The organism is Streptomyces sp. PT12 (assembly GCF_003311645.1).
Classification (GTDB): Bacteria; Actinomycetota; Actinomycetes; order Streptomycetales; family Streptomycetaceae; genus Streptomyces.
Genome location: NZ_QEST01000030.1, coordinates 1 through 14,217 on the forward strand (window position 1 = coordinate 1; position 14,217 = coordinate 14,217).

Consider the following 14,217-nt stretch of genomic DNA (forward strand, 5'->3'; position numbering starts at 1 on the left):
GGGGGTCAACTTTCACGCGTCGCTACTGGTCCACTTTTCAGCCGACGCCGACAGCCTTGCAGACACCGCCGGTCGTCCACCGGCCGCGGGCCCGGTGACCGCTTGGGCCACTTCGGCAGCAGCGGCTCGATCACCGCCCACAACGCGTCGTCCACGATCCACGGCCTGTCGCTCACACCCCACGAACGGCTCAATCCTCACACCGGACACGGCCACCAGCACCACATCACAAGATCGTGTTACAAGCTCTTATACAGTTCCCGGGCGTCCTTCCCTCGGCGCTCGTAGACGGCTCTCAGTTCCTTCTCGGCCGTGTCGACGCTGCTCCGAGGTGGCCAGCCGTTCCTGGCTGCTACGAGCCGGGAAGCTTCGGTGGAGCAGCGCATGCTGACCTTCAGGTCCTCGACGGTGGTCAGTACCTCCCCCTCCCGGATCAGGTCGAGGACACTGCCTTGGAAGAAGTCGTTGCACCCGAGGTGGGTCTCCAGCACACAGGCGTCCAAGAAGGCCGCCCCCACCGTGTGGGGCGGCTGGTACACCTCCCCGCGAAGGCGGTACTCGGCGTCCTGGATGCGCGTTTGGGCACGAGCCAGACGAACAACTCGCCTTCGTGCTCGTGCACGACATGCCAGTGGGGGCGCAATCGAGGGTTGTGGCAGCACTTCGGATCGACGACGATGCCCCACGGCTTGCCCTGGATGGCGCAGGCACGGTCATCGAGCAGGCTCCTGTGCTGCAACTGCTGGTAGATGCCCTTGGACATCCGCCTGCCGTTCACGGACAACGTCTTGATCGTTACGGCGGCCTCTTCAATTCGAAACTCCATGCCCGGACAACGTCGGCGGGAAGGCCATGACGCGGTGGCTGTCGCCGGTTCCCCCATTCGGCCGCGCTCCCAGCTCCGACGCCGGCCACAAAGCAGATGACAAGTGCTCCTGGGACAGCCTCTGCCCTGGCCCGTCTACTGCCCAGCGGTTGGCGGGGGCAGCAGCGCTGCGACCTCGGTGTATTGGTAGTACTCCCAGTCGGGGCTGAGCTCCTTCGCCTGGGTGGTGAAGTTCCGCCAGGCTTCTGCCGCTCCGGGCAGGCGTGCGGTGGCCCGGTAGAGGGCGAGGGCGTGCTCGGGCATCTTGGATGCCACGCGGCACTGATCGTTGTCGATCCAGGCGTGCAGCAGGGCCGTCAGATCCTCTGTGGTGAGGAAGGAGGCACAGGTCAGCACGGCGTCCTGGCACACGGCTTCGGCGGTTCGGTAGCTCCACGCCTCCTGGAGCATCGGGGCGAGCTGGGGCACGAAGTAGCGTCCTGGGTGGCGCCCGATCACGGCGGCCTTGGGTAGCAGAGCGAGCTGGCGAAACGTCGCGTCGAGCGCGGGCAACAGGGCGCGCACATCGTCGACCGCCACGAGAGACAGCAGGGAAAGGTGTTCAGAGGTCAGCGAGCTGGCGGATGGATCGATCCCTGCGATGACACCGTTGACCTGGTCTCGCAGCACGTTGTCGGTCGTCTCCCAGAACAGATCGAGGTGTCCGAGGCGGCCCACCGCGCGCAGTTGCACGTCGGTCGGCTTCGCGCTCAGGTCCTGGACGAAGTGGCTGAGCTCGCTCCTGACCAAGCCCCGGTCACGGCGGGCAAAGGCGGTGACGCAGACGGCGGCGCGATCCGCGAGTTCCTTGGCGTTGAAGTCCTCCACCCCGACCTCCAGAAGGGCGTGCTTGACGACGAGGTTGACCAGGCGGCGGCGGACGGCGGGCTTGACCCGGTCGAAGGAGGTCTGCGCGATGAAGTCCTCGCCGATGAACGCCGTGTCGGCGAGCAGCGCGCGGATCCGGTCGACGACCCTGCGGCCCTGGCTGGGCACGTGGACGAGGAGCGCGTCCAGCGCCACCGCCAGGTGGGCCCGGGCGTCGTCCAGGCTGGGGGCGAAGATGTCGCCGAGCGGGCTGAGTGACGGGTGGGCGCACAGGTTGCGGTCCAGGCGCAGTTGATCGAGCTTGCGGTGCTGAACGGCGTCGATCAGCTGCACGGTCAGGGCAGTGTCCAGGAGGCTGATCTCCACCTCCTGCATCGTCTTGATCGCCGCGCGATCGACCTTGCCCTGGGCCTTCTCGACCTTTTCGACGACCGGCTTCGCCTCGCCCTCGCCGTCTTCGGCGAGGCGGCGCAGTTTCTCGATCACGTCGGCGCAGACCGCGGTCCAGGTGAGCACGATGGCGGCGCGTGCGGAGCCTGTGGCGTAGCACCGGTGCGTCTCGGCGATCAGGGGGCGGACCTCTGGGGACCAGCAGGCGGCAACGCGCTCCTCAAGGTTGATCACTTCTGCTCGCTTTCGACCTGGACTGCAAGACCTGATGTTCGCCAGCCGGCTCAGCACCATCCCAAACTTCCTGAGGACACTGTGGGCGACGGCATCCTTGACAAGCTGTGAGCGTGGGGCCGCTGACACTGGCATCCGCTACGTTGGGCGTGCCGCTATGGGAGTGAGGAAGGGGCCATGACGTGAGTGACTTGGGGGAGCGCGCCAAGAACCGCTTGATCATGCTGGACGGTCACTTCACGCATCCAGTCAGAGTAGAGCACATCGAGCAGATTGGTTCGAGCGTGTTCTTGGTCCGAGTCAGGCATGCCAATGGTGCTCCGGATGAAACACAGGTTCTTGAATCAGAACTGCGGGCAGCGCTTGCTAATATCACTCCGCAGCCGACGCTTGTAGATCCTCGGGACCTCTCCTTGTGGGTTGAGTCTCAGCGGATCCGTTACGCTTTTGCGCATGACCCACTATTCGCGGTGTCGATGAGTGGGGTTCGAGGCCTGCCACATCAGATCGAGGCGGTGTACCGCCACATGCTGCCTCAACCACGCCTGCGGTTTGTGCTTGCGGACGACCCAGGCGCTGGGAAGACGATTATGGCGGGCCTTCTGCTTAAAGAACTGAAGCTACGCGGCGCCGTTGAGCGAATCTTGATTCTGTGTCCCGCTCCATTGACCACTCAGTGGCAGGACGAAATGCTCGACAAGTTTGACGAACAGTTCGAAGTCGTCTCTAGTGAACAGGTTCGTCACCAGCTAGGGAAGAACCCCTGGGAGCGCTATCCACTGGTGGTCAGCAGTATCGACTTTGCCAAACGGGACGACGTGCGTGATGATCTATTCCGCAGCCAGTGGGACTTGGTCATCGTCGACGAGGCGCACAAGGCTTCGGCGTACACGAAGCGGGGTAAGGAAGAGAGAGTCGTCAAGACGAAGAGGTATTCACTCGTGGAGGGCGTGTCTCAACAAGCTGATCGCCTCCTGCTCTTGACGGCGACACCTCACTCGGGAGATGAGGATAGGTTCACGCGCTTCCTTGGGCTGCTTGATCCTGATCAGTTCTCTACGCCCGACCTTGTGAAGAAGCAGATCGCAAACGACAACAACCCTTATTTCCTTCGCCGTCAGAAGGAAGACCTCATGGACGAGCAGGGCAATGATCTGTTCGTCACGCGACACGTTCGTACACAGCCGTTCCAGCTCTCTCCTGGCGAGTTCGAGCTGTACCAGGACGTCACTCAATACGTGAACACGTACCTGGGCGCCAGCGGGGGATCACGGAGCAACGCGGTCGCGCTGGCCCGTACGGTCTTGCAGCGTCGGCTGGCGTCGAGTCTGGGCGCGATCAGGTCATCCTTGTCCAAGCGCGCTGATCGTCTGGAGACACTGGCCGACCAGTTGTCCGTGATGGCGCCTGCGGAGCGAACCCGTCGTCTGGCCGCGCTGGGGCGCATTCCGGCGGACGCCGACGTCATGGACGATGCCGAAGCCGGCACAGATGACATCGACGAGTCGGTTGACGACCTTCTTGCCACGGAAGTCAGCAGTGCTGAGCACATCTCACAGCTGCGTACCGAGGTCATCGACCTGCGAAAGCTCGTCGCGCAGGCTGACCGGGTGATGCGGTCCCAGAGTGAGGAGCGGAAGCTCGTCGCCCTTCGCGAATGCCTGAAGCTTGCCGAGTTCGATGAACTGCGGGATGGCCGAGGCAAACTTCTAATATTCACTGAGCACCGTGATACGCTCGACTACCTTGAAACACATCTTCGGCAATGGGGCTACTCGGTCTGCATCATTCACGGAGATCACCCGCCTGCTGAGCGCAAGCGTATCCAGCACGACTTTCGGCAGAATAAGCAAATCTGCATCGCGACCGAGGCGGCCGGTGAAGGCATCAACCTCCAGTTCTGCCACTTGATGATCAACTATGACCTGCCGTGGAACCCGGTGCGCCTGGAACAACGCATGGGCCGCGTGCACCGCATCGGCCAGAACGCTGATTGCTGGATCTTCAACTTCTGTGCCACCAACACCGTGGAAGGCGAGCTTCTCGAAAAGCTCCACGATCGGCTTGAGGCGATGCGACTGGATCTCAACGGGCGGGTCTACGACGTCATCGGCGAGCTGCTCACCCTCAACGGCGTCGACTTCGAGCGGCTGGTCAAGGAGACGCTCGCCAACCCGACCCGAGCGAACCGCGATGCGGCAGTGGCGGAGATCAACCGGCTCGACCCGGAGAAGCTGGCCGAGTACGAGGAGGCCACGGGTATCGCGCTGGCCAAGAAGTACGTCGACACTGATTGGGTCCGGGGACAGAACGTCATTTCCGAGGAACGTCGTTTGATGCCGGAGTATGTGGAGGCGTTCTTCCTGCGGGCTGCCCACCGACAGAGCCTGCGTGTCGAGCGCCGGGCCGACCAACTGCTGCGCATCGAGCACGTGCCCGTCGCGCTGCGCAGCGATGACCTGACCGCCGTCCGCTATCGAGGCCGCGCCGCGTCTGAGTACCGCAAGCTCACCTTCCGGAAGGAGGAGCGGGACCGCGTCGAGCACGAGGACGCGACGCTGTGCTCACCGGGGCACCCGCTGTTCGCCGCGCTCGCGGAATCGCTAGAACGCGACCTCGCCGCCGAGGGCGTTCCCCAGGGTACGGCCGCCTTCGTGGACCCTGGCGCACTGGCACCGTACTTCGTGCACCTGTTCGCCTACGAGGTCGTCGGAGAGGACGTCCATGGTGCCCCTGAAGTCGCCTTCGCAGAAGTTGTCGCTGTCATAGAGGACGAGCATGGGCTGCACCGCGGGCCGGCCGACGTTCTGCACACGCTGACGCCGGCCCCGAACAGGGCGGCGCCTGCTCTGGCGCCTGACCAGATCAAGGCGGCCACCGACTGGCTTCGCGTCGAGGTGCAGCTTCCCTGCACCACCTCTGAGCGAGCCACCCGTCTGGAGCATGCGAAGCTCCGGTCCTCCTACCTGTCCGAGGCCATGGACGCGCAGAAGCGCCGGCTGCAGGACCGCTGGATGGCACACGACACCAAGGTCGCAGCAGGCGATGACTCCTACCGTCTGCTGCGAGACAACGCGGCGCGACAGCTGAAGGAGCTTGCGCACCGCCAGGCGGCGAAACTGGAGTCGCTCAATCGGCTGGGCGTGGTCCGCCCCGGCAAGGTCACCCATCTCGGATCGGCGTCCGTGCTCCCTCCCACCGAGCTGGAGGATCCCGATGTCGATGTCATGCGACCAAGCAAAGAGGTGGAAGAGGCCGCCGTTGCCGTGGCCATGGCCTATGAGCGGAAACACGGCTGGCAGCCGCAGTACGTCGGTCACTTGCGGGACGGCAGTGGCTTCGACATCCGCTCCACCCGGCCGCTGCCGAACGGAACAATCCTCGTACGACGGATCGAGGTGAAAGGCCGCGGAACACCGTCTGGAGACGTGGGCCTGTATCGAACCGAGTGGTATGCCGCTCAGCGGTGGGCAGACGGCTATTGGCTGTACGTCGTCTACAGCGCCACCACCGACCCGACTCTGATGAGGATCCAGGACCCCTACCATACCCTGCCAAATGTGGCCGAAATCCGGCAGGTTACTGGCTATCGTGTGCCAGGCGCTAGCATCCGAGCTCACGCGGTCACCGACACGGAAACCGCGGAGTGAGAGGTGGGAAGTGCGCGAAAGCGACAAGCGGCTCATTGAGGACGTAATACCGATAGACGTCATCAGCCGCACGAGTGCGAGTGAGAAGGTCGGTGGGCGCCTGGGTCACCCTGCCTCCCTGCACCTGTGGTGGGCCCGTCGTCCGCTCGCGGCGTCGCGTGCCGCCGTCTACTCTGCCCTGGCTCCAGCAGCGGGTCGGACGCGTACCCTCCAGGAGGAGGCAGAATTCTTCGAGGCCCTGTGCACCTGGGGAGCCCCGGATCACGCCATCCGTACAGCACGCGATGAAGTGCTCGCAGCTCGCAGTGATGGCCCGCCCAAAGTAGTCGATCTCTTCTCCGGCGGAGGTGCGATCCCGCTCGAGGCTCTGCGCCTGGGCTGCGAGGTGACGGCCAACGAGCTCAATCCCGTTGCCCACCTTATTGAGCGCATGCTTCTCGAATATCCCCAGACTTTCCCCGGGCTTGCCGATGACATCCGCCAATGGGGGACTTTGTGGGTTGATTCCGCATGGGGGCAGCTTGCCTCTTTTTATCCCACCGTGGCCAGTGACGCCGATGAACAGCCCATGCTGTCCGATGACGGGAGCGATCAGCGCCTTCCCCTGGCCTATTTGTGGACGCGCACCGTGCGGTGCCCGAATCCCGCCACACCTGGACATGACGCGCACCTGGTGCGCCAGACATGGTTGGGACGCAAGAAGAACCGCTTCGTCGCTCTAAAGCCCGTCGCGGATCGCGACAGGTGGTCCCTGCACTACGAGGTGGTGACGGCCACGACGGAGGCCGGACTCGGCTTCGACCCCGCGGAAGGCTCCAGGGGCGGCGAGGTCACCTGCCGTATCTGCGGTGCGACCGTGACTGGTCAGTACGTGAAGACCGAGGCTCGTGCGGGCCGTATGGGGACGGCGCCGCTGGCCGCCATCGTGGCCAAGACCGTCGGGCGCGGACGCGACTACCTCGCCGTCGGTGAGTACGAGCTTCCCGACGATGAGGAGTGTCTCAAACGTCTGGCCGACCTGCCTGTCGAGCCGTTGGTGGAACCGCTCCCGGGAACCATGCGCATCACCGGCGGGACATGCATGGTGTACGGGTTTGCCCAGTACCGTGATCTCTTCACGCCACGGCAACTCCTTGCCCTGTGCACCCTGGCCGCCGGGATCAAGCAGGTCCATGACGACGCCTGCGCACAGGGCATGGATCCAGGACGTGCTGCCGCGCTTGCCACGGCGCTGGCCATGGCTCTGAATCGGGTTGCCGACCGCCTGTCGAGTCTGTGCCGTCTCGACACCGCGAATGAGGGAGGCACCAACACCTTTGCCCGACAGGCGCTTCCCATGGTGTGGGACTTCTATGAGGCAAACCCGTTCGGCGGTGCATCCGGCGACGTGCGCAAGTACCTGAAAGAGACAGCCGACCTCATCGATCGACTCGCTACTCTCCCTCGCCCCGCGACCTGCGTCCGCGGATCCGCTGCATCGCTGCCGCTCCCCAACGATTCACAAGACGCGGTGGTCACGGACCCGCCCTACTACGACAACATCTCGTACGCAGATCTCTCCGACTTCTTCTACGTTTGGCTGAAGCGATCGGTCGGATTCCTCTACCCGACCGATCTCGGCGGTGAACTGACTCCCAAACGCAACGAAGCCGTTGTTGCTGCCTACCGGCACGACGGGAGGAGAGACGTAGCACGGAAACACTACGAGACCCTGATGGAGCGCGCCTTCAGCGAAGCGCACCGGGTTCTCAAACCGGGCGCACCCCTGGTCTGCGTGTACGCGCACAAAACCACCTCCGGCTGGTCGAGTCTGGTGGAGGTGCTGCGACGCGCAGGCTTCACCATCACCGAGGCATGGCCTCTTGACACCGAGATGCCCGAGCGTGCCGTCGGCCGCGGCACAGCGAGCCTGGCTTCCTCGATCTTCCTCGTCGCGCGGAAACGCAAGGCAGATGCTGGCGTGGGCAGTGAAGCTGACGTCATGTCAGAGCTCGATGAGATCATCAAGGAGCGGCGGGAACGGCTTGAACAACTGGGCATCACGGGTGCCGACCTGGTGATCGCGACGGTGGGCGCCGGCCTGCGAGCCCTCACCCGGTATGAGAAGGTCGAGCAGGACAACGGCGAACTTCTCCCGGCCGAGACCTTCCTTGAGAGGGTGCAGACGCGTGTGCTGGATGCGATCTTCGGCTCGCTGGCAGGCACGGACCCTGCCACCCGCTACTACGTCGCAGCGCAGTATTCCTACGGCTACGGAGCGGTCCCCTTCGACGAGGCCAACAACCTCGCCCGAATGACAGGCGCAGACCTCGACGGCCCCGGCGGACTCACCAACGGGCCCAACGCACTTCTGTCGAAGGTCAAGGCAACTGTCGAGCTAAGGGACTTTGAAGACCGCGGGCACGATGTACGTCTGGGACAGCCCCATTCGGAAGCCGGTGGCACCCTGGCCCTCGTCGACCTGGAGCCAGCTGTGACACCGCCGCTCATCGACGTCGCTCATGCCGTCCTGTGGCGTGCCGAGCATCGTCCGGCGGAGGTGCGGTCCTACCTGATGTCCGTCACCGTCGATGTCCTGCGGCTACGCGACCTGATCCAGACGCTGGCGGGACGGGCACTCCGGGCCAGTACCAGTGAGACAAAGCCCAGAGAAGCCAGCGCCGCGGAGCGCCTGCTGGTTTCTTGGAAGACGATCATCGGAGAGCAAGGGCTGGTCTAGGGTGCCCATCGGGCACCACCGTTGGCACATAGGGGGTTGGGAGCACTGTGAGTTCGAGCTATCGGCTCTTGTCCTGGACACAGGTCGCACGCCCGCACGACGACGTGGCGGCAGGCATCCTCGACATGGGGACCTACGCGGCCAACCTTGCCGGCGTCTTCCGCGGTCGGCGAGACATAGCTCCTGTCTATACAGACGCGGGCAAGTTCTTCCAGGCGACCTACCTCACTGTGAAGATGAGGGAGCTGATGGAGGATGTGATGACCATCCTCACCGGGGGAGCAGGCTCGCACGTCCTGCAGTTGCGCACCCCGTTCGGTGGGGGTAAGACGCACAGTCTTGTCGCTCTCCTGCACCTGGTCCGCGATCGGGAAGCGTCGGTTGCCGCATGCCCGGACCTGAAGGAACTGGCGGACCCAGGCAGCGTCCAGGTGGCTGTCCTGTCCGGTGAGGAACTCGACCCGCTCTCCCCGATGCGGGCAACTGGGATTGAGACGCACACCCTCTGGGGAGAGTTGGCTGCGCAACTGGGGCGCTATGAGCTGGTTGAGGAGCACGATCGCACCGGCGCTGCACCAGGCGGCGATGTACTGCGCCAGGTCCTCGGACATCAACCGACGCTCGTCCTCCTGGATGAGGTGCTGGTCTACGTCGAGAAGGCCCTTGCCATCCCCCGGGGGGAGTCCACCGCAGGCCGACAAGTGATGCTGTTCGTACAGGCTTTGACGGAAGCGATCAGCGCCCAGCCGCAGACTGCGATGGTCTACAGCCTTCAAGCCAGCATCGGTGAGGCCGTCGGATCGGAAGGACTGCTCAGCGATCTCGACAAGCTCGTCACCCGCGTGGACGCCAAGCGAGAGCCCGTCGCCGACGACGAGGTACTACGCGTCGTCCAGCGTCGGCTGCTCGCCGACCTGGGCGACCCAGCCGTCCACCGTGAGGTGGCGCGAGCCTACTCACAGCTTCTGCGGAAGCAACTCCTGGCGTCGGCCGAGACCAACAGCGCCCGCAGGGAAGCCGATGTCGCCGCGGACACCCTTGAGCAGCGGATTCTTGCCGCCTACCCGTTCCACCCCGACCTCCTGGACCTCATGTACCACCGCTGGGGCTCCCTGCCGTCATACCAGCGGACCCGAGGCGCTTTGCAGTTCCTGGCCGCCGTGGTCAACGCCCTATGGCGCTCGGGTGCGAGCAGCCCCTTGATCGGCCCCGGCGACATCGACTTCACCGACGAGGCCACACGGGGAGCCTTCTTCTCCCAAGTGGGGGAACGCGAGCGATACACCTCTGTTCTCTCCAGCGACATCACCTCCACCGGGGCCGGAGCAGCAGCGGTTGACCGGCAGCTCGGTGCGAACAGCCCGATGATCGAGCAGCTCAAGGTCGGAACACGCGTAGCGACCGCCATCATGCTCTACAGCTTCGGCGCCCGCGATGGCGAGGATCGAGGAGTCCTTGAGACGGATCTGGTCCGCGGCGTTCTCGTTCCCGGACTTGATCGAAACGTCGTCATCGCAGCGCTGCACTATCTCCGCGAGGAAGAGCTCTACCTTCACTACACCGGACGCCGGTACCGCTTCGAGCCCACCCCCAACCTCACCAAGCTGGTGCGAGACGAGGCCAACAAGCTCGACTCACACGAGGTACTCACCGAGGTGCGCACCGCGCTGGAGTTGCAACTGCGCGGCAGTAGAGGCGTGGCCGTCTGGCCGGAGACACCGGACAGCATCAACGACAAGCAGCCCCTCTTCCTTGTCGCGTACCTGCACCCCGACTGGTCGGAGGACCGCACCCCGCTGGAAACCTTCATCGAGCAAGCAGGGAAGAGCAGCCCACGAAGGTACCGCAACAGTCTCGCCCTGGTGCTTCCGGACAAGGCGCAGTTCGACCAAGCACGGCACGCCACGCGAATGCGCCTCGCAGCCGATTCCCTCCTTTCTCAATCCAGCAAGTACAACTTCAGCCCAGAACAGAGCGAGGAGCTACGAGAGAAAGCGAGCAATGCCAGGCGCGATGCATCCGCGGCCTTGGGCAGCGCCTACAGCACCGTTGCCCTCCCCACACGGTCACGCAACGGCGACGCACCGTACGTGCTGGAGACCTTCGACCTGCGCACCATGCTCTCGGCAGGGCGAGCCCTGCACGAACGCGTCGTCGAGGCTCTGAGTCAACGTGTCTTCAGTTCGCTCACGTCAGCGAAGCTCGTCGCCCTCTCCGGACTAGGACCCGAACGACAGATCATCACATGCGCTGAGCTGGTCGACTGGTTCTACAGTTACTATGAGTTCACCAAACTGTGGGATAAACAAGCCATCGCATCCGCTATCACGACGGCCGTGGCCACATCTGAGCTCGGCTATGTGGTCGGACTCGTGCGTGGGACAGATTCCCTCACTCCCCGTAGCCCGCAGCAGGTGCGGTTCGGTGAACAACTCGTGGGAGAAGAAATCGATCTCTCAGAGGATGCCGCGATCCTCTGGTGCGAGTTCGCGCAGGAATGCCTGCGGCCGGAACCGCATCCGGAGCAGCCCGAACCCGGACCTCACTCAGGCCCCGACACTGGGGACGTGCAGCCTGCCCCCTCACCAGCAACGCCGACGCCGACTCCGCAAGGCTCCAGCACGGGCCAGACCAGTCAGGGCTCCACATCGGGCGACAGCGTGCGAGTCGCTGACATCGAAGCGGTCATAGAGAAGGCGGGCATCTTCGACTTGGCCCGCGCCCTCTCCTGGTTCAGAGACCAGCAGGGAACAGTTCGGGTCGAGCTCCGGATACATGCCGAAGGAGACTTCGACCGAGTGTCGTTCCGGAACGGCTGCATCGAGCCCCTTGAAGAAGCCACCCCCAACCTCGACGTACGGACCGAGTAAGCACGGCACGAAGCCGCCGGGTGTGGCCAGCCGCGCCACGGGCCCAGGCCACCCCCGGCATCGTCGTGACTGCGATGGACGCACACCAGTCGTCCAGTAACCCAAGCCGTCGAGCAGACGCCCCGCTCAATCCCTCGATCCCGCCAGCCCTATCCTTGATTCCCCATGGCGCCAGCACATGAGCGCGGTAGGAGCGCCGGCACCGTAGGGCGTGGAGGGGAAAGGGAACGAGTGCGGTTTACCGTGGTGGAGAAGGGTCGACGCGAGCCAACGCGCGCCCGATCTCACGCCTTACTCAAGAGGGACAGATGGAATGATTTCGGATTTGTCACGCTGTTCCAGCTTGTCATCTTCGATGAGGGCGGTACCCGGCACGAGATCGGCGAGGTGAAGATCGGCGAGTACGGCATGCCGTCGAACTCTTCCGTCCAAGTGCCAGAGAGCTTTGAGTTCCTCGACGAGACCTTCTTCTCGCTCGGGCAGGACGATAGCTACTACGAGCGTCTCGGCAGCCTCGGGAGCCAGATCCGTGAAGTGGTGCTCTCGTCGCTGCGAGACATGGCATTCGACGAGCGGATCTTCCAGCGTGCTCAACACGAAAGAGTGACACGGGATTCGCTTATGCGTTTCGTCAAATCTGCTGCTGTTGAGGAACAGTTCCGTCGCATAGCCCAGGGCGGCCAACGAGTGTCGGGCTTTGAGGTGGCCTACCAGCCACCGGTCCCGGCCGGTGACGGGGGAAGCCCTGTCATTCTCTCCTTCGCGGTGTCCCCCGAATCACGCCCGCCAACAAATATCCATGTGCTGATCGGCCGCAACGGCGTCGGCAAGTCCTTCCTCCTGAACAACCTCACACACTGCATCGGCGACCGATCCCATCCGCAGGACGTCGGCCGCATCATCGAGTACAACCGTGGGCGTCGAGACACATTCGCGAACCTTATCAGCGTGACATTCAGCGCCTTCGACGATTTTCCTCTCATTCACGAAAGCGTGGATGTCGATCGCTACGCCTATGTAGGGCTGAGGATCCCCACGCCCGGAGGCCGGGCCCCACGTGTCAAAACTCCCAACCAGCTTAAGCGTGACTTCGCAGACAGTGTGGAAGCCTGTCTGACCGGTGAACGTTCCGAGCGTTGGGCGCGGGCATTGAAGACCCTACAATTGGCCAGCAGTGAATTTATCGGAGAAGCATGGCTCGAAAACTTTCGGGGCACTCGAAGCGCGGACAGTAGACGCCGCAAAGCGCGCCAACTGTTCACCAGTCTCAGCTCCGGTCACAAATCTGTCCTTCTCACCATGACTCGACTCGTTGAGCACGTGACCGAGCGGACACTGGTAATCATCGACGAGCCTGAATCCCACCTACACCCTCCTCTGCTGGCGGCCTTCATCCGCGCCCTATCCGACCTGCTCAGCGATCGTAATGGGCTTGCAGTCGTCGCCACCCATTCGCCTGTCGTGCTCCAAGAGGTTCCCGCATCGTGTGTGTGGAAGCTGCGCCGCTACGGCAATCAACTGGTGTCCGAACGTCCCACCATCGAAACATTCGGAGAGAACGTTGGCATCCTCACCCACGAAGTCTTCGGACTAGAGGTTACCGATTCCGGATTCCATAGTGATGTGAAGGGCCTGGTGCAACAGGACCTTACCTACGAACAGGTTGTCGCCCAGTTCGACGGACAACTCGGCGGCGAGGCTAAGGCCATCATCCGCTCCCTCATCGCTGTACGAGATGCAGATGCGCTTGATTGAGATGCGGAGGAACCCTCGCTGATGTGGTCGCTGACGACTCCTGATCTCCCCGCCCGCACGTTGTACCTGACATGTATCAGCAACGCCCGACCGCAGACCAGGATCCGGCTGAAAGCCCTGGAAGAAGCCGTCGTCGATGCGGCTGACCGCTTCGACACCGCAGCCGCCGAAGCCGCGCTTCATTCGCTGAGTGACCTCAGGGACAAACCCAGTGATAAGACCAGCCAGCGTGAACTGAAGAATAACTACACGCAGCGCATGGTGCGTAGGGGTGCTCCCGGTAGGGACAGCTACGACAAGATCAAGGCTTCTGTCCCCTTTGGCCGATGCCCCTTGTGTGGCCACCGCACCGTAGAAACCATAGACCACCAGCTCCCTAAGACCAGATATCCGTTGCTGGCTGTCGTGCCGACCAATCTCGTTCCAGCTTGCCGGAGCTGCAACACCATCAAAGGCGAGACGATACCCGCAAGAGCGGAGGAACAGACTCTTCACCCCTACTTCGACGATATTGGCAAACAACAGTGGCTCTTCGCACGTGTCCTGGAAGTAGCTCCAGCCGCTGTCGAGTTCTTCGTGAAACCTCCATCCGCATGGAGTAGTGTGCTCACTGCCCGAGTGCTTCACCACTTCCGTACCTTCGATCTGGCGTCTTTGTACGGCTCACAGGCAGCGCAGGAAATGAGCGCTCTCCGCCACTACCTTAAGGACAAGGACGGGAAGGCAGTGGCGGCACACCTGAAGGGAATGGCCGACAGTTGGTTCCAGGTGGATCGTAACCAGTGGAGAGCAGCCATGTATCAGGACCTCGCTAACAGCTCCTGGTACATAAATGGCGGCTTCGCAGCGGTCTAGCCTCGATCTTTCGTGACGGTCCGTCGGTTCTTTCGGGGGGCCGTTTCGGTT

At 63.3% G+C, this 14,217-nt stretch carries 8 protein-coding genes; 5 read left to right on the forward strand and 3 right to left on the reverse strand.

What is annotated here, in order from left to right:
• Positions 1-5 precede the first annotated feature (5 nt).
• The 3 genes from DEH69_RS33555 to DEH69_RS03685 all read right to left on the reverse strand — a co-directional run bounded on the left by DEH69_RS33555 (position 6) and on the right by DEH69_RS03685 (position 2,317).
• Positions 6-176: a transposase gene (locus DEH69_RS33555; protein ID WP_369008258.1), complete on the reverse strand. Its 171-nt coding sequence runs from the start codon at positions 174-176 to the stop codon at positions 6-8.
• A 63-nt stretch (positions 177-239) separates the two neighbouring features.
• Positions 240-491 (reverse strand): hypothetical protein, encoded by a 252-nt coding sequence (locus tag DEH69_RS32345; protein ID WP_258534409.1) that lies wholly within the window; start codon positions 489-491, stop codon positions 240-242.
• 470 nt (positions 492-961) lie between these two features.
• Positions 962-2,317: a hypothetical protein gene (locus DEH69_RS03685; protein ID WP_113685422.1), complete on the reverse strand. Its 1,356-nt coding sequence runs from the start codon at positions 2,315-2,317 to the stop codon at positions 962-964.
• A 182-nt stretch (positions 2,318-2,499) separates the two neighbouring features.
• On the opposite strand from DEH69_RS03685, the gene DEH69_RS03690 reads away from it, so the two are divergent.
• The 5 genes from DEH69_RS03690 to DEH69_RS30910 all read left to right on the forward strand — a co-directional run bounded on the left by DEH69_RS03690 (position 2,500) and on the right by DEH69_RS30910 (position 14,166).
• Complete coding sequence (locus DEH69_RS03690; protein WP_113685423.1) at positions 2,500-5,967, forward strand: helicase-related protein; 3,468 nt, start codon at positions 2,500-2,502, stop codon at positions 5,965-5,967.
• 10 nt (positions 5,968-5,977) lie between these two features.
• A complete protein-coding gene (locus DEH69_RS03695) occupies positions 5,978-8,686 on the forward strand; it encodes a DUF1156 domain-containing protein (RefSeq protein ID WP_181727242.1) in 2,709 nt (902 codons plus the stop codon).
• Between the two features lie 47 nt (positions 8,687-8,733).
• Entirely contained in the window at positions 8,734-11,556 is a 2,823-nt protein-coding gene (locus DEH69_RS03700; RefSeq protein ID WP_147255375.1) for an ATP-binding protein, read from the forward strand.
• Positions 11,557-11,799: 243 nt separating this feature from the next.
• Positions 11,800-13,311, forward strand: coding sequence for an ATP-binding protein (locus DEH69_RS03705; RefSeq protein WP_258534410.1), 1,512 nt, complete (start codon positions 11,800-11,802; stop codon positions 13,309-13,311).
• A gap of 21 nt (positions 13,312-13,332) precedes the next feature.
• Entirely contained in the window at positions 13,333-14,166 is an 834-nt protein-coding gene (locus DEH69_RS30910) for an HNH endonuclease (RefSeq protein ID WP_147255377.1), read from the forward strand.
• The last annotated feature ends 51 nt before the right edge of the window (positions 14,167-14,217 follow it).

Bases quoted from the DNA above. Each gene is read 5' to 3' on its own strand.
- DEH69_RS30910 (WP_147255377.1), top strand. From the start codon at position 13,333: ATGTGGTCGCTGACGACTCCTGATCTCCCCGCCCGCACGTTGTACCTG.